21 protein-coding genes are annotated in these 22,296 nt (G+C 68.2%); 10 read left to right on the top strand and 11 right to left on the bottom strand.

Annotated features, from left to right (window positions below):
* Positions 1–33: 33 nt before the first annotated feature.
* A complete protein-coding gene (locus ACZ7KI_RS34150; RefSeq protein ID WP_470277156.1) occupies positions 34–1,284 on the top strand; it encodes a beta-ketoacyl-[acyl-carrier-protein] synthase family protein in 1,251 nt (416 codons plus the stop codon).
* A gap of 83 nt (positions 1,285–1,367) precedes the next feature.
* On the opposite strand, the gene ACZ7KI_RS34145 is transcribed toward ACZ7KI_RS34150, so the two are convergent.
* The 4 genes from ACZ7KI_RS34145 to ACZ7KI_RS34130 all read right to left on the bottom strand — a co-directional run bounded on the left by ACZ7KI_RS34145 (position 1,368) and on the right by ACZ7KI_RS34130 (position 6,629).
* Entirely contained in the window at positions 1,368–3,728 is a 2,361-nt protein-coding gene (locus ACZ7KI_RS34145; RefSeq protein ID WP_470277155.1) for a cation-translocating P-type ATPase, read from the bottom strand.
* Positions 3,729–3,794: 66 nt separating this feature from the next.
* Complete coding sequence (locus ACZ7KI_RS34140) at positions 3,795–4,388, bottom strand: hypothetical protein (RefSeq protein ID WP_470277154.1); 594 nt, start codon at positions 4,386–4,388, stop codon at positions 3,795–3,797.
* 41 nt (positions 4,389–4,429) lie between these two features.
* On the bottom strand, positions 4,430–4,933 hold the full coding sequence (locus ACZ7KI_RS34135) for a DUF3145 domain-containing protein (RefSeq protein WP_145926758.1): 504 nt from the start codon (positions 4,931–4,933) through the stop codon (positions 4,430–4,432).
* Positions 4,934–5,156: 223 nt separating this feature from the next.
* Positions 5,157–6,629, bottom strand: coding sequence for a S8 family peptidase (locus tag ACZ7KI_RS34130; RefSeq protein WP_470277153.1), 1,473 nt, complete (start codon positions 6,627–6,629; stop codon positions 5,157–5,159).
* A gap of 177 nt (positions 6,630–6,806) precedes the next feature.
* Here ACZ7KI_RS34130 and ACZ7KI_RS34125 point away from each other — a divergent pair, with 177 nt between their 5' ends.
* Entirely contained in the window at positions 6,807–8,288 is a 1,482-nt protein-coding gene (locus ACZ7KI_RS34125; RefSeq protein ID WP_470277181.1) for a hypothetical protein, read from the top strand.
* Positions 8,289–8,291: 3 nt separating this feature from the next.
* On the opposite strand, the gene ACZ7KI_RS34120 is transcribed toward ACZ7KI_RS34125, so the two are convergent.
* Entirely contained in the window at positions 8,292–9,665 is a 1,374-nt protein-coding gene (locus tag ACZ7KI_RS34120) for a dihydrolipoyl dehydrogenase family protein (RefSeq protein ID WP_470277152.1), read from the bottom strand.
* A 157-nt stretch (positions 9,666–9,822) separates the two neighbouring features.
* Here ACZ7KI_RS34120 and ACZ7KI_RS34115 point away from each other — a divergent pair, with 157 nt between their 5' ends.
* Complete coding sequence (locus ACZ7KI_RS34115; RefSeq protein WP_470277151.1) at positions 9,823–10,527, top strand: Lsr2 dimerization domain-containing protein; 705 nt, start codon at positions 9,823–9,825, stop codon at positions 10,525–10,527.
* 100 nt (positions 10,528–10,627) lie between these two features.
* On the opposite strand, the gene ACZ7KI_RS34110 is transcribed toward ACZ7KI_RS34115, so the two are convergent.
* The 5 genes from ACZ7KI_RS34110 to ACZ7KI_RS34090 all read right to left on the bottom strand — a co-directional run bounded on the left by ACZ7KI_RS34110 (position 10,628) and on the right by ACZ7KI_RS34090 (position 15,037).
* Positions 10,628–11,371, bottom strand: coding sequence for a lipoate--protein ligase family protein (locus tag ACZ7KI_RS34110; RefSeq protein ID WP_470277150.1), 744 nt, complete (start codon positions 11,369–11,371; stop codon positions 10,628–10,630).
* On the bottom strand, positions 11,368–12,753 hold the full coding sequence (locus ACZ7KI_RS34105) for an NAD(P)(+) transhydrogenase (Re/Si-specific) subunit beta (protein WP_044850809.1): 1,386 nt from the start codon (positions 12,751–12,753) through the stop codon (positions 11,368–11,370). The genes ACZ7KI_RS34110 and ACZ7KI_RS34105 overlap by 4 nt, the downstream gene beginning before the upstream one ends.
* On the bottom strand, positions 12,750–13,049 hold the full coding sequence (locus ACZ7KI_RS34100; protein ID WP_037313815.1) for an NAD(P) transhydrogenase subunit alpha part 2: 300 nt from the start codon (positions 13,047–13,049) through the stop codon (positions 12,750–12,752). The genes ACZ7KI_RS34105 and ACZ7KI_RS34100 overlap by 4 nt, the downstream gene beginning before the upstream one ends.
* Complete coding sequence (locus ACZ7KI_RS34095; protein ID WP_470277149.1) at positions 13,049–14,155, bottom strand: Re/Si-specific NAD(P)(+) transhydrogenase subunit alpha; 1,107 nt, start codon at positions 14,153–14,155, stop codon at positions 13,049–13,051. The genes ACZ7KI_RS34100 and ACZ7KI_RS34095 overlap by 1 nt, the downstream gene beginning before the upstream one ends.
* A gap of 225 nt (positions 14,156–14,380) precedes the next feature.
* The gene (locus tag ACZ7KI_RS34090) at positions 14,381–15,037 is read right to left on the bottom strand and encodes a TetR family transcriptional regulator (RefSeq protein WP_470277148.1); all 657 of its coding nucleotides are present in this window, start codon (positions 15,035–15,037) and stop codon (positions 14,381–14,383) included.
* 103 nt (positions 15,038–15,140) lie between these two features.
* Here ACZ7KI_RS34090 and ACZ7KI_RS34085 point away from each other — a divergent pair, with 103 nt between their 5' ends.
* From ACZ7KI_RS34085 to ACZ7KI_RS34060, 6 genes are all read left to right on the top strand, one after another.
* Positions 15,141–16,232, top strand: coding sequence for a ferredoxin reductase (locus tag ACZ7KI_RS34085; RefSeq protein ID WP_470277147.1), 1,092 nt, complete (start codon positions 15,141–15,143; stop codon positions 16,230–16,232).
* 13 nt (positions 16,233–16,245) lie between these two features.
* Positions 16,246–17,361 (top strand): fatty acid desaturase family protein, encoded by a 1,116-nt coding sequence (locus tag ACZ7KI_RS34080; protein WP_470277146.1) that lies wholly within the window; start codon positions 16,246–16,248, stop codon positions 17,359–17,361.
* A gap of 10 nt (positions 17,362–17,371) precedes the next feature.
* Positions 17,372–17,575 carry a hypothetical protein gene (locus ACZ7KI_RS34075; protein WP_037313821.1) on the top strand — a complete coding sequence of 68 codons (204 nt, stop codon included), beginning with the start codon at positions 17,372–17,374 and terminating at the stop codon, positions 17,573–17,575.
* Between the two features lie 47 nt (positions 17,576–17,622).
* On the top strand, positions 17,623–18,888 hold the full coding sequence (locus ACZ7KI_RS34070) for a sensor histidine kinase (RefSeq protein WP_470277145.1): 1,266 nt from the start codon (positions 17,623–17,625) through the stop codon (positions 18,886–18,888).
* A 15-nt stretch (positions 18,889–18,903) separates the two neighbouring features.
* Positions 18,904–19,548, top strand: coding sequence for a response regulator transcription factor (locus ACZ7KI_RS34065; protein WP_470277144.1), 645 nt, complete (start codon positions 18,904–18,906; stop codon positions 19,546–19,548).
* A 180-nt stretch (positions 19,549–19,728) separates the two neighbouring features.
* Entirely contained in the window at positions 19,729–20,985 is a 1,257-nt protein-coding gene (locus ACZ7KI_RS34060; RefSeq protein ID WP_470277143.1) for an HNH endonuclease signature motif containing protein, read from the top strand.
* A gap of 162 nt (positions 20,986–21,147) precedes the next feature.
* On the opposite strand, the gene ACZ7KI_RS34055 is transcribed toward ACZ7KI_RS34060, so the two are convergent.
* The gene (locus ACZ7KI_RS34055) at positions 21,148–21,678 is read right to left on the bottom strand and encodes a GNAT family N-acetyltransferase (RefSeq protein ID WP_470277142.1); all 531 of its coding nucleotides are present in this window, start codon (positions 21,676–21,678) and stop codon (positions 21,148–21,150) included.
* A gap of 31 nt (positions 21,679–21,709) precedes the next feature.
* Here ACZ7KI_RS34055 and ACZ7KI_RS34050 point away from each other — a divergent pair, with 31 nt between their 5' ends.
* Positions 21,710–22,273, top strand: a complete 564-nt coding sequence (locus ACZ7KI_RS34050; protein WP_470277141.1) for a helix-turn-helix domain-containing protein — start codon at positions 21,710–21,712, stop codon at positions 22,271–22,273.
* The last annotated feature ends 23 nt before the right edge of the window (positions 22,274–22,296 follow it).

The following is a 22,296-nucleotide window of genomic DNA, read 5'->3' as shown; positions in this document are numbered from 1 at the left end:
TTCTTGATTGGCGCCGACCTTGGGGAGACACCAATGAGCAACATCGACGTCGTGATCACCGGGATGGGCGCCACCACGCCGCTCGGCGGGGACGTCGCGTCCACGTGGGACGGTCTGCTCGCCGGGGCGAGCGGGATCCGCCGCATCGAAGCCGACTGGGTCGACGAACTCGACCTGCCGGTGAAGATCGGCGCCATGCTCGCCGTGGACCCGTCCGAAGTCCTGCCTCGGGTCCAGGCTCGCCGTCTGGACCGCTGCGAGCAGGTGGCCCTCATCGCCGCACGTCAGGCATGGGCGGACGCGGGGTTCACGCAGCCGACCGATGAGCATCAGGACGTGGTCCCCGAGCGCCTGGGGGTGACCATCGGCACCGGTGTCGGCGGTCCGGTCACCCTGATCTCCCAGAACGATCTTCTGCACAAGCAGGGACTCCGCAAGGTTTCCCCGCTGACCGTGCCGATGCTGATGCCGAACGGCCCCGCCGCACACGTCGGGATCGACCTGAAGGCCCGCGCCGGTGTGCACTCGCCCGCGTCGGCTTGTGCTTCGGGCGCGGAAGGCATCGCCGCCGGCTACGAGATGATCCGCTCGGGCCGTGCCGACGTCGTGGTCGCCGGTGGGGCCGAATCGTGCATCCACCCGATCACCCTCGCCGGTTTCGCCCAGGCGCGGACGGTGTCCACCCGCAACGACGATCCGACGAAGGCGTCCCGGCCGTTCGACGTGAACCGTGATGGTTTCGTCCTCGGCGAGGGTTCCGGTGTCGTGATCCTGGAGCGGGCGGACCGGGCGAAGGCCCGCAACGCGCGGATCTACGCGCAGCTGAGCGGCTACGGGATCACCTCGGACGCCTACCACATCACGGGCAACCACCCGGAGGGCATCGGCCAGATCGCCGCCATGCGGCAGGCGATGACGATGGCCGGGGTCTCCCCGACCGACGTCGGCCACGTCAACGCGCACGCGACCTCCACGGTCGTCGGTGACGTCGGCGAGGCCGCGGCGATCCGCAACGCCATCGGCGACCACACCGTGGTGACCGCTCCCAAGGGCGCGCTCGGCCACCTGGTCGGCGGTGCGGGCGCGGTCGAGGGCATCGCCACGATCCTGGCGATCTACCACGGCCTGATCCCGGCGACGCTGAACCTCGAGGACCTGGACCCGAAGGTGCAGCTCGACGTCGTCTCCGGCGAGGCCCGCAAGGTCGAGCTGGGCGCGGCGATCAGCAACTCGTTCGGTTTCGGCGGCCACAACACGGCGCTGCTGTTCACTCCGGCGGCCTGAGACCGGTTGTAAGTACGTGAAGGCCCCCTTCACTGCGCTAGACGCAGTGAAGGGGGCCTTCACGTACTTCTGGGCTTGAGTTCTCAGGCCTCCGAGCGCTTCACCAGATGCCGCCCGATCCACCAGGCCGCTTCCACCAGCACGATCCCCACCCCGGCACACGCGAACGCCGAGAGCGTGTACGCGCTGACACTCGGGTCCAGCGCGAAGAACTTCTGCGTGAACGGGATCAGGAACAGTGCGAGGGTCAGTACGACCATCCCGCCGATCAGGCCGATCTTCCACCACCGGTACGGCCGTGCGACGATCCCGAGCACCCACAGCGCGATCGTGATGAGCGTGATCAGCGCTGTCGTCCCCGCCTGGATCTTGTCCACTTCGGACTGTCCGGATCCCTTGTAGACCAGCAGGTAGCTGACGAACGTCGCCGTGGCGATGACCAGCCCGGCCGGTACGGCCATCCGCATCACCCTGCCGACGAACCCGGTGCGGGCGCGTTCGTTGTTCGGCGCCAGCGAGAGCACGAAGGCGGGCAGGCCGATCGTGAACCACGCGGTGATCGTGATGTGCCGCGGCAGGAACGGGAACGGCACCTGCGCGATGCCGACCATCAGCGCCAGCAGCACCGAGTAGACCGTCTTGGTGAGGAATAGGTTCGAGACACGCTCGATGTTGCCGATCACCCGGCGCCCCTCGGCGACGACGTGCGGCAGGGTGGCGAACTTGTCGTCCAGGAGCACGATCTGCGCGACCGCGCGGGTGGCCGGGCTACCGGCACCCATGGCGACGCCGATGTCCGCGTCCTTCAGCGCGAGGACGTCGTTGACGCCGTCGCCGGTCATCGCGACGGTGTGCCCCTTCGACTGCAGCGCACCGACCATCGCGCGTTTCTGCAGCGGCGTCACGCGGCCGAAGACGGCGCGCTCTTCCACCGTCTCGGCCAGCTTTTCCGCATCGTCCGGCAGCTTCCGCGCGTCGACGGGCTTGTCCGCGCCCGGCAGGTCGAGGGTGCCCGCGACCGCGCCCACCGAGATGGCGTTGTCGCCGGAGATGACCTTGACCGCGACATCCTGATGCGCGAAGAAGTCCAAAGTGTCCTTCGCGTCGGCGCGCACCTTCTGCTCCAGCACCACGAGCGCCACCGGTTCGATGTCGCCGGGCCCCTCGGCCGCGTCGACGGCCCGCGCGGCCCGGCCCAGCAGCAGGACCCGCAGTCCACGTGAGCCGATCTTCTCGGCTTCGGCCCGGTGTTCCCCTTCGGGCAGCAGGACGTCGGCCGCGCCGAGCACCCAGTCACCGTCGCCGCCGAACGACGCGCCACTCCACTTGCGCGCCGAGGAGAACGGCATCGTCGTGGAAACCCGCCAGCCCGGATCGGTCCCGTGCGCCTCCGCGATCGCCTGCAGGCTCGCGTTCGGCCGGGGATCGGCGGCGGCGAGCGCGGCCAGCGCGTCGTTCACCGGATGCCCCGGAGTGATTTCCCGGACCTCGGAAAGCCGCATGGCGTTCTCGGTGAGCGTGCCGGTCTTGTCCGCGCACACCACGTCGACCCGGGCGAGCCCCTCGATCGCGGGCAGTTCCTGCACCAGGCACTGGCGCTTGCCCAACCGGATGACGCCGACCGCCAGCGCGACACTGGTCATCAGCACCAGGCCTTCGGGCACCATCGGCACGAGCGCCGCGACCATGCCGCGTAACGCGTCCGGCCACGCCTGGTCGCCCGCGAGCTGGTTGTAGATGGTCAGCGCGCCCGCCGGAACGAGCAGGTAGGTGATGAACTTGAGGATCTTGTCGATACCCTGCCGCAGTTCCGACTTCACCAGGGTGAATTTGCTGGCCTCCGCGGCCAGTTTCGCGGCATAGGACTCATCGCCGATGATGTCCGCGCGGTAGGTGCCGCTGCCCGCGACGACGAAGCTGCCGGAAAGCACCTTGTCGCCGGGCTGCTTGACCACGGGATCGGATTCGCCGGTGAGCAGCGACTCGTCGACCTCCAGCGCTTCGGCCGTCAGCGTCGGACCGTCGACGACGATCTTGTCGCCTGGCCCCAGTTCGACGAGGTCGCCGAGAACGACGTCCTCCGGCGCGATCTCGGCGCTCTGCCCGTCACGGCGGACGGTCGGCTTCGCCTGTCCCACGATCGCGAGCCGTTCCAGCGTCCGTTTCGCCCGGAGCTCCTGGATGATGCCGACCGCGCTGTTCACGATGATCAATCCGCCGAACAGCCCGTCGATGAAATACCCCGTCGACAGGATGAGCACGAACAGCACGCCGTAGATCGCGTTGATCCGGGTGAAGACGTTCGCGCGGACGATCTCGCCGGTGGTCCGGCTGGTCTTCGTCGAGACCGTGTTCGTCTGGCCCGCGGCGACCCGTTGGGCGACCTCTTCGCTGGTGAGCCCCCTCGAGGCGTCGGTCAGCAAGGCCGGCTGATCAATTGCCATGCCCGCGACTCTATTCCGCCTCCGCCCGCGCACGCGTCAGCCTGAGGGACCATGTCGGCCCTTACTTCAGCATCTTTCGTGCTCGGGATTGGTACCGCCATCGGTGGTGTCCACACGCCAGGTTCCGCTCTCCAACCGCAGCGGCAGCACCAGCCGCCAGCGGATACAGCCCTCCGGCAGGTACACCGGCGCGTCGTCGACGTCCTGTGTGCTGGTGAAGGCGACGAGTACCCGGAGCGAGCCCGGCGAGCCCGGCTCGATGCGGTAGACGAGGATGCTGCCGTCCCGAGTGGACTGATAGTCGTTCTTCCACTCCGAGGAGGTCTTGGTCTTGGCCCGTTCCCGGCTGACCACCGAAGTCCACTTCGGATAGTCGCGATTGTTGATGGAGTCGAAATACCCCTGCAGCACCTGGCGGACGCTCTGGTACTGCGGATGCGCGAAGACGTCGGGCGTGACTTCGACGATGGGCGAACCAGGCTGCGCCCCCGGGGCGACCGGCGACGGCGAATCGCTGACGACCGGATCGGTGGACGCGGCCTCGGGACGGCGGTAGAGCTCGCGCGCCAGCAACCCGATGCCGACGGTCAGGGAGATCACCACCACGAGGACGGGGATCAGCCACCGCTGGCGAGAGGCGGGGCGAGGCTGGGCGGTCACCCTGAAAGGTTAGCCGCCCGCCTCTTCCGTCTTCACGCCGTCTACCCGACTTGATGCAGCCAGGTGACCGGAGCGCCGTCGCCGGCGTGCCGGTACGGTTCGAGCGCTTCGTCCCAATTGGCGGCGAGGAGCTCATCGAGCTTGTGCGCCAGGGATTCACCGGTGCGGACCTTGCTCACGAGAGCGCGCAACTGGTCCTCACCCACGACGATGTCGCCGTTGGCACTGGTCCTGCCGTGCCACAGGCCGAGGCCGGGGGCGAAACAGAACCTCTCACCGTCGACCCCCGCACTGGGCTCTTCGGTGACTTCGAACCGGATCATCGGCCACGCCTTGAGCGCGGACGCCAGCTTCGCGCCGGTGCCCGAAGGCGCGCGCCAACCACATTCGGCGCGGAGCTGTCCTGGACTGGCGGGTTGCGCCGTCCACTTCAACTCGACTCGGGCACCCAGGGTGCCCGAAATGGCCCACTCGACGTGCGGACAGACCGCAGACGGCGACGAGTGGACGTACACCACGCCACGGGTGTTGCCACGGGTGCTCACTGCTGACCTCCGCTACTCGACGAGGGGCGTCTTCCCCTACGACCTCGCGAGCTGCGCTGGTCAGGTGGCTCGTGCCGCCGCCCGATACGCGTGAGCACATTGTGCACCCCAACTGTGCTGTTTGGCCACATGAACACCATAAGTCGCACCTGATTGGGACGCGGGACTCGCGTGAAGGCCTCCTTCCCTCGGCTCAGTCATGGGAAGGAGGCCTTCACGCGGGTCAACCCTGGGCGCCGAGGGATTGCGCGGCGGCGAAGGTGTCCACCAGACCGGTGCCCTTGTCGAAGCTCGACGCGTACGGCCCGGCCGCCACGTACGGCGAGCCGTTCGCGAACTTGTACGCCGTGGCCTTGATCGCGGCCTCGATGTCACCCGGACTCGCGTTCGGCGCGACCTGGAACAGCTGCGCGACGATGCCGGTGATCTGCGGCGCCGCCATCGAAGTCCCGCTGATCACGTTGTAGGTGGCGAGGTCCAGCACTCCCGGCCCGCTCTTGGGCTGCCCGCCCTGCGTGCAGATCGGCTGCGTCGGACGGCAGGACGACAGGATGTTCTCGCCGGGAGCGGAAACGTCGGGCCAGCTCGACTGGGCGGTTTTGAGGCCGCGCGAGGAGAAGTCGGACACGGTGCCATCGCGGGTGCCGGTCCCCTGGTCGTTGAACGACGCCACCGAAAGCACACCCGGCGTCTGGTCCTGCCCAGGCGGGTTGGAGAGGTTCGCCGAACCGTCGCCGCCGTCGTTCCCGTTCGCCCACACCGTGACGACGCCTTCCGCGGCGAGCGCGCGCTGCAGCTTCACCGTCGCCGAGTTCGGGTCGAAGGTGCCACCACCGGTGGGGCCGTAGGAGTTGTTGGTCACCTTGATCGGCGGGCACACCGACGCCGGGACGCCCGCGCCGCACGGCGCCTTGTGGTTCTCCAGCACCCAGTTCAGCGCCGCGTCCGTGCCGAGCACGAGCAGCGCGGCCCCGGTCGAGACCGAGACGATCTTCGAACCCGGCGCCGAGCCGCCGACCTTGGTGCCGTCGGTCAGCGTCAGCCGGTTGCCGGCGGCGATACCGGTGACGTGCGTGCCGTGGCCGCCGAGGGAAAGGGTGTCGGTGTCGACCGACGTCGGGACGTCGACGATGCAGCCGGTCGTGGTCCCGTCGAGGCAGAGGCTCTTCAGGCTGCGCACCACCCGTGTCTTGCCGTCGGCACCCTTGAACGCGGGATGCGTCGGGTCGACGCCGGTGTCGATGATCGCGACGGAAACGCCCCTGCCGTCCACCGGCGCGCCACCGGCGTCCTTGAGCTGTGTCTGCGTCTGGAGGCTCCGCGTCGCCGTGGTGCCCGTGCTGCCGTGTGCCTTGAGCTTCTCGTTCCCTTCGACGTAGATGACCCCGGCCGCCTCGCGGACCGCGCGCACCTGGTCGGCGGTGCCCCGGACGGCGACGACACCGATCTTCCCGAACGAGGTGATCTTCGTGAGCCCGGCTTCGCGGGCGGCGCGCTCGGCGGTGGCGACGTCGCCGGCGTGCACGAGCGCGGTCACCCCCGTGGCGCCGGAGACGGCCGACAACAGCCGGGACAGTCCGGGAGCCACGGGTGCCAGCGGCCCTGCGGCCTGCGCGGGGACCAACCCCGCGGCAGGGACGGCTAGCAGGGCGACGACGAGCGCTGCACGTCGACGCCAGTGGCGAAATGCGGCCATGTGTTTCTCCTGGTGACAGGGGGCAGGGAACTGTCACCTACCAACGAGTACTACCCGGACGGGTGACGGCGCTCACGCGCATTACAACTTTTCGGAGCAACCTCACCGCCCCTACCTGGGACGTGTCTCCCCATTAGTCCGGATGGAGGCGCTAGTTTGTGCACCGAGACCGACGAGATGGGGAGGGGTTCGGTGCGACTCGTTCGCCTCGCTCAGCAGCCGTCCCGGGTGGCCGAGGACGTACGCGCCGCGCTGGCCTCACTCGGCCGCGGGAGCAACGTCGTCGGCGGGGTCGCCCTGATCGGCGCCCGCCCGGCCGACGAACGGGCCGTCGAGGCGGTCATCGTCATGCCCAAGGGCGTCATCATCGTCATCGGTGTCGACCTGCCGGACCCGGCGCTGAAACTCGAAGCCCCGCTCGGCGGGCCGTGGAAGGCCGACGGCTGGCCGCTGGTCCATGGCGACACGTCGATCAACCCGGCCACCGACGCGCTCTCGCTGTCCGCCGCGTGCACGCACAAGATCGCCGACGTCGCCCCCGGCGCCGGGCCGATCGGCACGATCATCGCCGTCGGCCCGTACGTGGAGACGGTCGATCAGCCGCCGTCGGACCTCGCGGGCTCGGTCCGCGTCCTGTACCCGACGGCGACGACGATGCTCGCCGCGACGGTTTCGCTGGCCACCGCGGACCGGCCCCGGTCGGTTCAGCAGGCGCGGGAGCTGATCGCCGCGCTAGCCCCGGACGCGCCTCCGATGCCCGAAGAGATGTTGCTCGGCGAGGGATTCAGCGCCTACTCCGACGACGAGCCGACGGTGATCCGCGAGAACCCGCTCGTCGCGATCGCGCCGACGGTTCCCGTGCAGCACCCGGGAAAGGCGAAGAGATCGGCGAAACCGGCCGCACCGCCGGCGCCGCCTGTTCAGCCCGCCCCTCCGCGGGCCGCCGCGAAATCGGTTCCCCCGGTCCGGCAGACCCCACCACCGGTGGCCGTCCCCGCCGCGGCCTCCGCTCCAACCGAGTCCGCACCGAAGGCGCCGCACCAGTCCAAGCCTCACCAGTCCAAGACGGTGAAGTGGCTTCCGGTCGCCGCGATCGGCCTGCTCATCGTGCTGCTGGTCGCGGCCATCGCCGTCGCTTCCGGCGGGGACGACACCGCGTCCACGCAGACCCCACCGGCACCGACCCCGGCGACCAGCTCCGCCCCGCCCAGCAGCAGCGCCGTGGAGAACATCCAATTCACCTCGCGGGCGTCGGCCGCGGACCAGAAATGCGCGTCGCACGCGTACGGCGACGTCCAGGCGAGCCTTCAGCAGACGAGTTGCTCGACGGTGAAACGGGCCAGCTTCGCCAGTTCCATCGACGGCAGGGCCGCCGCGGTGACGATCGCCGTCGTCGAGTTCCCGGACACCGCGCAGGCGACCGCGTTCAAGGCGGCCGCCGACACCCCCGGCGGTGGCGGCATCCTCGATCTCGCCACCGAAACCAACCAGTGGCAGGGCGAAGTCCCCGTGTTCGAGGGCGCGGCCTACCAGAGCAGCCAGGACGGGAAGTCGGTCCGGCTGATCCAGGTGGTGTGGGTGCCGGGACCGTCCACTCCGGACGATCCCGGCCTGGTCCGTGGCGCGAAGGCCGCGCTCGAACTCCCCGTCAACGGCTGAGCCTCAGAGCCCGTACGCCTCCAGCAGGCGCAGCCACACCTCGCTGATCGTGGGGAACGACGGAACCGCGTGCCACAGCCTCGGCAGCGGGACCTCCCCCACGATCGCGATCGTCGCCGAATGCAGCAGTTCGGCCACGTCCTGCCCGACGAAGGTCGCGCCGACCAGGACACCGCGCTCGGTGTCGACGACGATCCGCGCCTTGCCCGCGTAGCCGTCCGCGTGCAGTGACGAACCGGCGACCGCGATGTCGATGTCGACGACGCGATGCGGTTCGCCCTCTTCCGGGCCGGCGAGCCCGACCGAAGCGACCTCCGGGTCGGTGAAGACGACCTGTGGGATGGCGTAGTGGTCGGCGGTGGAACTGTGCGCGCTCCACGCGGCGGAGTCGACCGGCTTGCCCGCCGCCTGCGCGGCCACCGCGTCGCCGGTGGCCCGGGCGGCGTACTTGCCCTGATGGGTCAGCGGAGCCCTGCCGGTGACGTCCCCGACGGCGAACAGCCAGTCACCGTCCACAGCGGACACACGACCGTTGTCGTCGGTCGTGAGCGCCGCACCGGCTTCGAGGCCGAGCACCTCCACACCGAGTCCGTCGGTCGCCGGACGGCGGCCGGTGGCGACGAGCAGTTCGTCGACGACCAACCGATCGCCGCCCTTCAGCGCCAGTTCCTTACCACCGTCCAAAGCGGACACGGAGTCGACACCGGAGCCGGTGTGCACGGTGACCCCGGCTTCGCGCAGCCCCGCGATGACCGCGTCGCCGACGAAATCCGGCAGCCGCGGCAAGGGACGCGCCCCCGAGATGATCAGGTGGACTTCGGCGCCGAGCGTGGCATAGGCCTGCGCCATTTCGACGCCGACGACACCGCCACCGAGTACGCCGAGGCGGCGCGGGACCTCTTCCGCCGAGGTCGCCTCCCGCGAACCCCAAGGGGAAATGGTGTCCAGCCCGGGGATCGACGGCGTCCGCGGAACGCTGCCGGTGGCGACGATCACCGCGTGCCTCGCGGTGAGGACGTCACCGCCGTCGACCGTGACCTCCCGCTCACCGGTGATCCGGCCGTGCCCTCGGATCGGGGCGATCCCGGCCCCTTCCGCCCACTTGACCTGTCCGCTGTCGTCTCCCTTGCCGGTGAACCAGTCCCGGCGCGCGAACACCTCGGCGGGGTCGACCGCGTCGCCCACCGGGACACCGGGGACGCGTTTGGCCGCGGCGAGCAGGTTGCCGGGGCGCAGCAGCGCCTTGCTCGGAATGCAGGCCCAGTAAGAACATTCGCCGCCGAAGCGTTCGTCTTCGACGAGGGCGACCTGGAGGCCGCCGCGGGCGGCGCGCTCGGCGGCGACCTCACCGACCGGGCCGCCTCCGATCACGATCACGTCAAAAGTCTGTGCTGACATGCATTCAGCGCACACCACCGCGCAGCTTCGCGCAACCTGCCGCTATCCTCGTGTCGCTGCGTGAGTCATCAGCCGCGGGTTCAGGTTGCACCGTGCCGGTTACGCAGTAGAACGATCGAGCGCGGGAGGTTTTTTCATGGCCAGGAACACTGCTGTGCATTTGCTGGACGATCTGACCGGCGAAGCGGCCGAAGAAACGGTCGCCTTCGCTTTGGACGGAATCGCCTACGACATCGACCTTTCGGCCGACAACGCCACCGCGCTCCGGGAAATCCTGCGTGCTTATGTGGAGAACGGCCGCCGGATCGGTGGACGGAAACTGCGGCCGCGGGTCGTGCAGCGACCCAAGGGTGCCCGGGTGTCGAAGTCGACACCGAAGACCGCGGCGACCGCCGCGAAGGCGGAGGCGAAGACCGCCGCGAAGCCGGGTCGCAAACCCGCCGCGAAGGGTGTCGCCGGCCGCAAGCCCGCCGCCGCCAAGGCCGCTCCCAAGACCGCCGCCGCGAAGGTCGCCGCCCCCAAGGCGGAGACCAAGACCACCGCCAGGAGCACGGCGAAAGCCACCGCGGCCAAGGCGAAGGCGGCCCGCGGCACGGCGGCGAAGACCACCACGGCCAAGGCTCCGGCCGGCCGCGCCAAGGCCGCCGCCGCGGCCAAGGCCCCGGCGAAGACGGCGACGGCGAAGCCCGCGGCCAAGACCACGGCCGCGAAGGCGACGGCCGCCAAGGCCGCTCCGAAGGCCGCCGCCAAGACTCCGGTGAAGAAGGCCGTGGAGCCGAAGAAGACCACCCGGGCCGCCCGCAAGGTGCCCGCCGTCACTTTCTCGGCCAAGGAAAAGTAGTTCTCCCGAAAAAGGGCCCCATTCGCGCGAAAAGCGAATGGGGCCCTTTTCGTCTCGTGAGTGAAACGACGGTTAGAACCGTCATTACCCACTCACGAGGCTAATTACGCTGAGCGCCTTCAGAGTGCCACCGCGGGTACTGGTATCGCGTGTGCCGGAGCGAGCTGTGCCACTCCCGCTCCGCCGCCGAGGGCTTCCGGGTGCCGAGTTCACCCAGTTGCGCGGCCGCCGCCGCGCGGACCGCGGCCGTGACGTCCGCGACACCTTTGCGCAGGCCATGGTCGGCGAGCGACGCGACCCGGCTCCGATGCGAGTCGAGCGGACGGGGATCCGCCGGTGCCGCGCTGAGGTACCGGCCGACGCGTTCGGCCGCAGTCGAAACGAGCAGGGTCGAATGCGCGAGCAAGCCCGTTCTCGTCCGGAACACGGCGAAACCGCACAGCTTCGCGTCACCGACGAACAGCCCTCGATCACCGAGCCGCGACGGCAGCCCGAGTCCGGCCACCGTCGCGGTCATCAGTTCCCCGAGTGCTTCGAGCGGCTTGACGGCTTTCGCCGACAAGCCGAGCCCCGGCAGGACGAGGGTGATGTTGAGATTGCCGGGATCGTGGAACACCGTGCCGCCGCCACTGGCCCGGCGCAGCACCGGGACGCCGTCGCTCGCACAGACGTCGGCCTTGACCTCGCGTTCGATCTTCTGCCCCCGCCCCACGACCACACAGTCGGTGTTGCGCCAGATCCACAGGACCGGCGCTTCCGGTGCGGCGCGCAGGAGGGCTTCGTCGAACGCGAGGTTGTCGGCCGGGTCGTCGAACGACGCGACGACTTCCGATGGGCCGGTCACAGTGCTTTGAGTTCCTCCACGATCTCGCCCACCGACGACTTCGCGTCGCCGAAGAGCATGCTGGTCTTCGCATCGTAGAAGAGCTCGTTGTCGATGCCGGCGAAGCCCGAGCTCATCGAGCGTTTGAGCACGATCACAGACCGGCTGTGGTTCACCTTGAGGATCGGCATCCCGTAGATGGGCGAGCCGGGGTCGGTCTCCGCCGCCGGGTTCGTGACGTCGTTCGCGCCGATCACCAGCGCGACGTCGGTCTGGGCGAACTCGGAGTTGATCTCGTCCATTTCCTTGAGCTGCTCATACGGGACGTCGGCCTCGGCGAGGAGCACGTTCATATGCCCCGGCATCCGGCCCGCCACCGGGTGGATGGCGTAGGCGACCGTGATCCCCTTGGCCTCCAGCAGCTTCGCCATCTCGCGGACCACGTGCTGCGCCTGCGCGACGGCCATGCCGTAACCGGGGACGACCACGACCTTGTTGGCGTACGCCATCTGGATCGCGGTGTCGGACGCGCTGGTGCTGCGGACCGGCCGGACCTCGCCGGAGCCGCTGCTGGCGACCGCGGTGCCGCCGCCGAACCCACCGGCGACGATGGCGGGGATCGACCGGTTCATCGCCTTCGCCATCAGGTTCGTCAGGATCGAACCCGAGGCGCCGACGATCATGCCCGCCACGATCAGCGCGGTGTTGTCGAGGGCGAGGCCCATGGCCGCCGCCGACAGACCGGTGAGCGCGTTCAGCAGGGAGATGACGACCGGCATGTCCGCGCCGCCGATCGGCAGCACGACCACCACGCCGAGCACGCCCGCGGCCACCAGCAGGCCGATCATCAGCAGTTCGGCGTCGCCGCCGGTGGCGATGACGACCGCCAGCACGACCGCGGCGATCAGTACCAGCGCGTTGACCGGCTGCTGCAGTTTGCCCAGGGTGATCGGACGGCCGGAGATGAGCTCCTGCAGTTTCCCGAACGCGATGTTCGAGCCCCAGAAGGAGATCGAACCGACGATGGCGGCGAAGAGCGACGCGATCGCGACGTACGCCGGCTCGTGCGCGTAGCCGTCCGTGGTCCGGAACTCGACCCACGCGATGAGCGCGACCGCCCCGCCGCCGACGCCGTTGAACAGCGCCACCATCTGCGGCATCGCGGTCATCTTCACCTTGCGCGCGGACGGCACGCCGACGACGACACCGATCGCGACGCCGAGTGCGATCAGCAGCCAGTTGCTCATGCCGGGGGTCAAGAGCGTCGCGATCACCGCGATGCCCATGCCGACCGCCGCGATCCAGTTGCCGCGCACCGCGGTACGCGGACCGGTCAGCCCCATCAGGCCGTAGATGAACAGTGCGAAGGAAATGATGTAGAGGACGGCGATGAAGGTCGTCACTTGTCACCACCCTCTTCCGGCTTCTTCGCCTTGAACATCGAAAGCATGCGGTCGGTGACGAGGAAGCCGCCGACCACGTTGATCGTGCCGAAGGCGATCGCGATCACCAGCAGGATCTTGTTCAGTACGCCGTCCACCCCGAGGCCGAGCACGATCAGCCCGCCGAGCAGGACGATGCCGTGGATGGCGTTGGTGCCCGACATGAGCGGGGTGTGCAACGTGTTGGGCACCTTGGAAATGACCGTGAAGCCCACGAATCCGGCGAGTACGAGGATCGCCAAACTGCCTACCAGCATCACTCGCCCCCTTCTTCTTTTCCGGCCACGCAGGCCCCGGCGACGATCTCGTCGGAGAAGTCGAGCGCGAGCTTGCCTTCCTTGTCGACGAGCAGTTCCAGCAGTTCGGTGACGTTGCGCGCGTACAGCTCACTGGCGTGCGCGGGCATCTCCGCGGCGAGGTTGAGCGGCGAGCAGATGGTGACGTCGTACTCGACGACCTCCTCGCCCGGTTTCGTCAGTTCGCAGTTGCCGCCGGACTCACCGGCGAGGTCGACCACGACACCACCGGCGGGCATTCCCTTGACCGCGTCGGCGGTGACGAGGGTCGGCGCCTTCCGGCCGGGGACGAGCGCGGTGGTGATCACCACGTCGAACTTCGTGATCGCCTCGGTGAGCCTGCGTTGCTGCTCGGCCCTTTCCTCTTCGGTCAGTTCGCGGGCGTACCCGCCTTCACCGACCGCCTCGATGCCGAGGTCGAGGAATTTCGCGCCGAGCGACTTCACCTGCTCGCCGACCTCCGGCCGGACGTCGTACCCGGTGGTCTGCGCGCCGAGCCGTTTCGCCGTGGCCAGTGCCTGCAGCCCGGCGACACCCGCGCCGAGCACGAGCACCTTCGCCGGTGGCACGGTGCCCGCCGCGGTGGTGAGCATCGGGAAGAAGCGGGTGAGTCTCTGCGCGGCCAGCAGAACCGCGCGATAACCCGCGACACTGCTTTGGGACGACAGCGCGTCCATGGCCTGCGCACGGGAGATCCGCGGGATCGCCTCGACGGCGAAAGCGCGTACGCCCGCCGTTTCCAGCGCCGCTATCCCGTCCGGATCGGCCCGTGGATTCAGGAAACCGATGAGGATCGTGCCTGTTTTGAGCTTCGCGACCTCGGCCGCGCTCGGCGGCGCCACCTTCACCACGATGTCGGCATCCCACGGGTCGCCGATCTCCGCACCCGCCTGTTCGAAGATCTCGTCGGCGAGCAACGCGCCGGCGCCCGCACCGGGCTCGACCACCACCCGCAATCCGCGTCCGGAGACGCGCTCGACGAGCTTCGGAACCAGCGCGACGCGGCGTTCGCCTTGTCCGGTTTCCCGGACCACACCGACCGTGAGCTGCTCGTTTTCTGCCGCCACAGGCGACCTCCTCACTGGAGAGGACCACACGAACTCGCACTGTTTACCATGTCCGGCCGACAAGTCCCATGGCTGAACGTGTCCGGGGGGAATCTTTCCGTGACATCGACCATCACGATCGATCCAGCCATCGATCCAGGTGTGCGATGTCATAAGGGGTCCCCATAGGACGGAATTCGTCCTATGGGGACCCCTTATGACACTTACGGAGCAACGGTTTCCGGATTACGGAACACTGCGCCAGTTCGGCACGCCCAGAAAGATCAGCCGCAACCGCCGTTCGGCCGTGCGCACGATCTCGTTGTCCCGTGAGGGGCTCTCCAGCAACTCCAGCACCGTCGTGAGCATGGTGGTCACGATCAGGTCGGCGAGCAGGTGAAGATCCTCCGTCGCCCATTCGCGGAGATTATCGAAACGCGCGAGGTCGACGGCGAGTTCGCTGACGAAGAGCTTGAGTTCGAAGCCGATCGCCTGCTGGACCGGACCGGTGCCGCCGTAGCGCTCCCTGGTCAGGAAGTGGAAGTGGTCTTCGTGCGCCCGCACGTGCTCGTGCAGGATGCGCACGGACGTCCGGATCATGTCGTTGTACGCCGCGGGCCTGGTGCGCGCCGAGCGGATCATCGTGCGGAGCGTGCGCATCGACTCCTCGACGAGCGCCACGCCGAGTTCGTCCATCGACGCGAAATGGCGATAGAACGCCGTCGGCACGATCCCCGCCTGTTTCGCGACCTCTCGCAGACTCAGCCCGGAGAACCCGCGCTCCGCCACCAGGTCCAGCGCGGCGTCCAGCAGGGCCTGGCGCGTGCGCTGTTTGCGCTCCTGCCGGGAAACGGGCTCTGTTGTCACGACGGACAGCGTAATCGCCTCCGCGGTATCACCCACGTCACATCGCCCTCCTCTCGCGTTGACAAGCGGGACCATCGCCACTTCACTGTTCAGTGTACAAGCGTTCACTGAATTTCAGGAAGAAACCTCGGGAGATGTGATGACGGCACTGGTACCGCGCAAGGCCAGGCGGCTGGTCTCGCTGGCCGAGGCCCTGCTCACGCCCCATGGCATGGACCGCTACCTCGAACTCGTCGATCCGATGCTGGTCCGGCGCGAGATCCGTGGCCTGGTCACCGACGTCCGGCGGCAGACGCCCGACACGGTCACCCTGACCATCCGCCCGAGCCGGGCGTGGCGGGGTTTCGTCGCGGGTCAGTATGTGCGGGTGACCGTCGAGATCGACGGCGTCCGCCGGACCCGGTGTTACTCGCCTGCCGGTTCGGAGCACGACCGCGCACTGGAATTGACCATCAAGGCGGATCCGCAGGGCCTCGTCTCACGGCATCTGAACCGCACGGTCACCATCGGCTCCGTCCTCGGACTGTCCACTCCGGACGGTGAATTCACCCTGCCCTCGCCGAGGCCTCGCCGGATCCTGCTGGTGAGCGGCGGGAGCGGGATCACGCCCGTCCTGTCGATGCTGCGCACGCTCGCGGACGAGCGCCACGAAGGCGACGTCGCCTTCGTGCATTACTCCAACGGCGCCGAAAACGCGCTCTACCGCGCCGAACTCGGCGACCTCGCCCGCCGCCTCCCCGGCCTGCGGGTGGTACACGCGTTCACTCACGCGAAAACCGGCGGCGACCTGCACGGGTTCTTCTCGAAGGAGCACCTCGAAGAGGCCGCGCCGTGGTACCCCGACGCCGAAACCTTCCTGTGCGGCCCGAAGCCGCTGATGGACTCCGTCCGCGAGGCTTTCGAGGCAGACGGTCTCGGCGCACATCTGCACACCGAGGAGTTCACCCCGCCCACGCTCACCTTCGACACCGACAGTGCCGAAGGGCAGGTCCGGTTCGCGCGCAGCGGCCGCGAGTTCGAGAACTCCGGGAAGCCCTTGCTGGAGCAGGCCGAAGACGCCGGGCTGCGCCCGGAACACGGTTGCCGGATGGGCATCTGCTTCTCCTGCACGCAGGTCAAGACCTCCGGCTGCGTGCGCAACGCCAAGACCGGCGAAACCTCCAGCGAAGAGAACGAAGAGATCCAGCTCTGCATCTCCGTCCCCGTCGGGGACGTCGAGATCAACGCTTAGAAAGGACCGGCCCATGACCGGCTTGCAGGACAAGCTCACCCCCGCCCAGGTCGAGGAGTTCGGCCGCGAACTGGACGAGATCCGGCAGCGGATCGTCGCCGATCTCGGCCAGGTCGACGTCGACTACATCCACAACGTCATCAAGACCCAGCGCGCGCTCGAGGTCACCGGCCGCGGTCTGCTGTTCGCCGGGTTCTTCCCGCCCGCGTGGGTCGCCGGTGTTGCCGCGCTTTCGGTGGCGAAGATCCTCGACAACATGGAGATCGGCCACAACGTCATGCACGGCCAGTACGACTGGACGCGCGACCCGGCGCTGAGCTCCCAGAAGTTCGAGTGGGACAACGTCGCTCCCGCCGAGAACTGGCGTCATTCCCACAACTACATCCACCACACCTATACCAACATCCTCGACAAGGACCGCGACGTCGGTTACGGCATCCTGCGGATCGACCCGGCACAGAAATGGCATCCGTACTACCTCGGCAACCCGGTGTACGCCGTGGCATTGGCGTTCATCTTCCAATGGGGTGTCATGCTGCACGACCTCGAGTTCGACCGCATCGTCAAGGGCGAGCGCAAATGGTCGGACAACAAGGAGGTCGGCCTGAAGATGCTCAAGAAGGCCGGTCGCCAGGTCGGCAAGGACTACGTGCTCTTCCCGCTGCTGACCGGTCCGCTCGCGCCGCTGACCTTCCTCGGCAACGCGACCGCGAACCTGACCCGCAACCTGTGGGCGTTCTCCATCATCTTCTGCGGGCACTTCCCCGCTGACGTGGAGAGCTTCACCGAGGAGGAGACCGAAAACGAGTCGCGGGGGCAGTGGTACCTGCGGCAGATCCTCGGCTCGGCGAACATCACCGGCGGCAAGCTCTTCCACGTCATGACCGGGAACCTCTCGCACCAGATCGAGCACCACCTGTTCCCCGACATCCCGGCACGCCGCTACCCGGAGATCGCGGGCGAGGTGCGGGCGATCTGCGAGAAGTACGGCCTGCCGTACAACACCGGCCCGCTGCACAAGCAGCTGTTCTCGGTGGCCAAGAAGATCGTGAAACTGGCCATGCCCTGGAACGGCGCACCGCGTACTCCCGCTACTGTTGAAAACGACAAGACCCTTCGAGCGGCTTAAGGTGTCTGACATGGTCGGTCAGTTCGAAAGCACCAAGGACGTGGTCCAAGAGGTCACCGAGTCGGCGGCCACCCACATCGGCAACATCGCGACGATCATCACCGGCGCGATCCGGGACATCGCCCGCGAGACCGGCGACTGGCTGACGGACGTCATCGAGATGCGTGAGGCGTCCCAGCGGGCGCAGGCGGACGAACAGCACCGCGAAGACTAGGGAAACCTGGATGGCATGAAGCGGGTGGCCACGGCAGGCTGAATGCCGTGACCACCCGCTTCGCCTTGCCCGCACGAGTCCTCGGCGCACAGCTGAGCCGCGCGTACTGGGCCGAGCTGGTGTGGGTGCTGGCCGGAGCGCCGCTGACGCTGCTGTTCGCGGCGCTCGTCGTCGTCGGACTGGTACTCGGGATCGGGCTGAGCCTGCTCACCATCGGGCTGCCGGTGCTCATCGGTGTCCTGGCGGGAGCGCGGCTGATCGGCGCCGCGCATATCCGCCTCGCCCACGTCCTTCTCGGCACGAAGGTCACGCCACCGGCGCGACCCGAGCTGCGGCCGGGTCTGTGGAACGGGATCAAGAGCAAACTCGGTGATCAGGCGGGCTGGCGCTCGATCGCCTACCTGCTGATCCGGCTGCCGCTGACGCTGATCGAGCTCTTCCTGGTCGCGACGCTGTTCGTCTACGCCGTGAGCACGCTGACCTATCCGCTCTTATGGTTCACCCTGAACGGCGACGCCATGCCGACGTTCGACCTCCGCGTCGACACGTGGCCCCTCACCGTGCCGCTCGCGCTGACCGGGCTGGCCGTGCTGCTGGCGATGCCGTGGGTGGTCCACGGCCTGACCGGATTCGACCGCCTGCTGGTGCGCGGCGTCCTCGGTGCCGAGGACCTGTCCCAACGCGTGCGCGATCTCGAACGCAGCCGGGCGACCGCCGTCGACGACGCGGCACGGCGCCTGCGCCGGATCGAGCGTGACCTGCACGACGGCGCGCAGGCCCAGCTGGTCGCGCTCGCGATGAAACTCGGCATCGCGAAGGACGAACTCGCCTCGGACTGCGCCGACGTCGCCCACGTCACGGCCCTGGTCTCCGCCGCACATGCCAACGCGAAGCAGGCACTGGTCGAACTACGGGACCTCGCCCGGGGAATCCACCCCGCCGCCCTCGACGCCGGCCTCGACGTCGCACTGTCCACTTTGGCCGCCGGTTCGGGTATCGACGCGCGGATCACCGTCGACCTGCCGAGCAGGCCGTCACCGTCGATCGAGACCATCGCCTACTTCACCGTCGCCGAACTGCTGACCAACGCCGCCAAGCACACCTCGGCCGCGATCGAGGTCGACGTGGGTGTCGTCGGCGACGGCCTGCGACTCGTGGTGCGGGACGGCGGTGAAGGCGGGGCGCGGCTGGAACGCGGCGGCGGGCTCGCCGGGATCGTCGAACGGCTCGCGACCGTCGACGGCGGGCTCGACATCGACAGTCCACCGGGAGGGCCTACGGTGATCAGCGCGGAGATACCACTACGGAAATAGGACATTGGGGGCGGCGTGCGCGTCGTGATCGCGGAGGATTCGGCCATCCTGCGGGCCGGACTCGTCGAGCTGCTCAACCTTCGGGGGCACGAAGTCGTCGCGGCCGTCGCCGACGGCGACAGCCTGCGCACGGCGGTCCGGGAACACCGGCCGGATGTGTCCATTGTGGATATCCGGATGCCGCCGACACACACCGACGAAGGCCTGCGCGCGGCGATCGCGCTCCGCGCGGAACTGCCCGCTTGCGCGATCCTGCTGTTCTCCCAGTACGTCGAGACGCAGTACGCGACGGAACTCCTCGCCGACCGCGCCGGTGGTGTCGGCTACCTGTTGAAGGACCGCGTCGCGGAGGTGTCGGACTTCCTCGACGCGCTTCGGCGGGTCGCCGATGGCGAGACCGTGCTCGATCCGGAAGTGGTCAGCCAGCTCTTCACCGCCACCCGGAAGACCGACGCGCTCGCCGGACTGACCCCGCGGGAGCGAGAGGTACTCGGGCTGATGGCCGAAGGGCGGTCGAACTCGGCCATCGCGGCTGCGCTGTTCCTTTCGGCGGGCTCGGTGGAGAAGTACGTGTCGAGCATCTTCGGGAAGCTGGCGCTGCCTCAGTCCGAAGGGGACAACCGGCGGGTGCTGGCGGTGCTGCGGTACCTGGAGTCCTAGGCAGGTCTGCTTGTGTTCGCGCGTCGTTACGGTGACTCTAAGGAATGGAGCATTCCAGTACGCTTTCGCCGCGCATTCTCTCTTCGCGGGCTTTTGCGCTCTTCCGGGTGATAGCGCCACGTTCGACCACTACGCAAACAGCAGTAGCACAGGTGTTCGAACAGGAGTAATGTCGATGTTGTGACCAGCGAAGACAGGCCTCAGACGACCTTCACCGAGTGGTGGCGGGTCGACACTGCGACGCTGCACGCCCGCAAACAGGAACTCGAAGTCCAGAAGCGCCGATTGGACGCGGAACAAAATGCGATCCTGGCGGAATTGAACACTCGCGGTATTCGCGGGTGCAGCGGGCATTCGACGTTGATGGGATTGATCCTCCAAGATTTCCACGTATCCAAGGAAGAAGCCGCGGCCCGCGCCGATCGCGCGCTGGCATTGCATCCCGGCGTCTCCATCGGCGGCGACGTGGTGCCACCGCTGGCGCCCTTGACGGCCGAGGCCGCCGCGGAGGGTGCGATCGGAGGCGGTCAGATCACCGCGATCATCAAGGCCCTGGCCCGGATCCCCTCCTCGGTCCCCGCCGAAGAAGTGCGAGCCGGAGAGAAGACCTTGGTCGACCTGGCCCGGTTCGCCGGACCGCCCGAGATCGCCAAAGCCGGTCGCCGCCTGCTGGATCATCTCGATCCGGACGGGAAGGAACCACGCGATGAGGATCCGAAGGACACGCGGCCGGAGATGCGGTTCGTCAAGCACCGTAACGGCACCCTCGGCATCACCGGCACTTTGGACCTCGAAACCTACGCCCGGTTGAAGTCCGACCTGGACCCCCTGGCCAAGCCGCACAAGGCCGTGGACGGCGTCCGGGACTCCCGCACCGAGGCCGAGCGTTATGGCGACGCTTTCTCCGACTACGTGCGAATGAAGACCGCGAGCCCTGATCTGCCCGGTCAGGCCGGGGAGTCGACCCAGATCCTGATCACCATGTCCTACGAGGACCTCCTGCGAGACCTGGGTCAGGCACACCTGGACCTGGTCGGGCCGATCAGCGCCACCGATGCCAGGATCCTCGCCTGCGACGCCCGCATCCGACCCATCGTCCTCGATGGCGCCGGTCAGCCCCTCGACGTAGGCCGATCCAGCCGCTCCACCACCACCCCGCAGAAACACGCACTGAAGATCCGTGATGGTGGCTGCGCCTTCCCCGGCTGCGACATGCCCGTGCAACGCTGCACGGCTCATCACGTCGTTTTCTGGCGCCACCACGGCGAAACGAAGATCGACAACCTGGTTCTGCTCTGCACGAAACACCATCGCCTGATCCACAAGAGCGAATGGAAAGTCCGCATCGCCCAGGACGGGTTACCGGAATTCACCGCACCCTCCTACCTCGACCCCACCGGCACACCTAGGCGCAACACCATGCACCTGAGGGCATAGAAGCCGCGGAGCCGATCGGGCGAGGTAGTCGTGAGTGGCGATTCGGATCCTAAGGAGGGGTAAGGCAAACGTGTCGCGTCTCGGGCGAGACGGTGGGCTGGGTGACGCGACACCGCATTCGCGTGCTCAGACCCGGATCTCGCGTGTCTGGATGCCGCGTCTCTACCGCGGCTCCACCGGCGTACCCTCCGCCTCCGGCAGGCACAACTGCATCCACGCCACATCCCACCAGGCTCCGTGCTTGTATCCGATCCGCTTGTAGGTACCCACCGGCTCGAACCCCATCGCCTTGTGCAGCCCGGCGCTCGCGTCGTTCGGCACCACCATTCCGGCGCAGAAGTTCCGGAATCCGCGCGACGCCAGCTTGTCCAGCAGCGCTTGGTAGAGCGCGCGGCCGCCACCCTTCCGCTGCCTGCCCCGCTCCAGGTAGACGCTGACCTCGCACGACCAGCGATAGGCGGCACGGCCGCTGAAGGGGCCCGCATACGCATAGCCGATGACGCGGCCTTCGTCGTCTTCGAGCACGAGCCAGGCGTGCGCCCGCTGCGCCTTGGCGATGCGCTCGGCCATCTCGTCCGGCTTGGGCGGCTCGGTCTCGAATGAGATCACCGTGTCGGTGACGTACGGCGCGTAGATCTCCGCGCACGCCGCCGCGTCGTCTTCGGTCGCTTCCCTGATCGCCATGGTGAGCATAGTAGCGGAAGCTGCCACTATAGTGAGCAACATGTCGGATCCCTTGTCCGCGTCGCTCGCCGCGACGCTCCAGTCCGCGAGAGTCGACCAGAACCTCTCGGCCAACGCTCTCGCCGAGATGTCCGGTGTGTCCCGGGCGATGATCGGGAAGATCGAACGTGGTGAGGCCCAGCCGACGGCCGTCCTGCTCGGCAGGCTTTCGGCCGCGCTCGGGATGACGCTGTCCGAGCTGGTCGCGCGCGCGGAACACGGCGACCAGCGGCTCGTGCGCGTGGCCGATCAGCCGACCTGGACCGACCCGGACACCGGGTACGTGCGCCGCGCCGTCTCGCCGTCGCTCGGCGGGCCGCTGGAACTGGTCGAGGTCGTGCTGCCCGCGGGCGCCGAAGTCTCGTTCCCCGCCCACACCTACGCGCTGACCCACCACCAGATCTGGGTACTGGACGGACACCTTCGGTTCCGCGAGGGCGAAGTCGACCACGAACTCGATACCGGCGACTGCCTCCAGTTGGGCACACCGCAGCCGTGCGCCTACGTCAACCCGACGGACCGGCCGGTGCGATATCTGGTCGCCCTCGCCCGGCGGCACGCCTGACACTCGGCCCACGTCGCCCGCTT

This window comes from Amycolatopsis sp. NPDC039088, assembly GCF_055598845.1.
The sequence above is the reverse complement of the archived record's forward strand: the minus strand, read 5'-3'. Positions and strand labels throughout refer to the sequence as shown.

Coding starts and splice junctions, on each gene's coding strand:
- ACZ7KI_RS34100 (WP_037313815.1), bottom strand. CDS start 13,049: ATGCTGGTAGGCAGTTTGGCGATCCTCGTACTCGCCGGATTCGTGGGC.
- ACZ7KI_RS34080 (WP_470277146.1), top strand. CDS start 16,246: ATGACCGGCTTGCAGGACAAGCTCACCCCCGCCCAGGTCGAGGAGTTC.
- ACZ7KI_RS34150 (WP_470277156.1), top strand. CDS start 34: ATGAGCAACATCGACGTCGTGATCACCGGGATGGGCGCCACCACGCCG.
- ACZ7KI_RS34085 (WP_470277147.1), top strand. CDS start 15,141: ATGACGGCACTGGTACCGCGCAAGGCCAGGCGGCTGGTCTCGCTGGCC.
- ACZ7KI_RS34125 (WP_470277181.1), top strand. CDS start 6,807: ATGGGGAGGGGTTCGGTGCGACTCGTTCGCCTCGCTCAGCAGCCGTCC.
- ACZ7KI_RS34115 (WP_470277151.1), top strand. CDS start 9,823: ATGGCCAGGAACACTGCTGTGCATTTGCTGGACGATCTGACCGGCGAA.
- ACZ7KI_RS34050 (WP_470277141.1), top strand. CDS start 21,710: ATGTCGGATCCCTTGTCCGCGTCGCTCGCCGCGACGCTCCAGTCCGCG.
- ACZ7KI_RS34145 (WP_470277155.1), bottom strand. CDS start 3,728: ATGGCAATTGATCAGCCGGCCTTGCTGACCGACGCCTCGAGGGGGCTC.
- ACZ7KI_RS34055 (WP_470277142.1), bottom strand. CDS start 21,678: ATGCTCACCATGGCGATCAGGGAAGCGACCGAAGACGACGCGGCGGCG.
- ACZ7KI_RS34130 (WP_470277153.1), bottom strand. CDS start 6,629: ATGGCCGCATTTCGCCACTGGCGTCGACGTGCAGCGCTCGTCGTCGCC.
- ACZ7KI_RS34075 (WP_037313821.1), top strand. CDS start 17,372: ATGGTCGGTCAGTTCGAAAGCACCAAGGACGTGGTCCAAGAGGTCACC.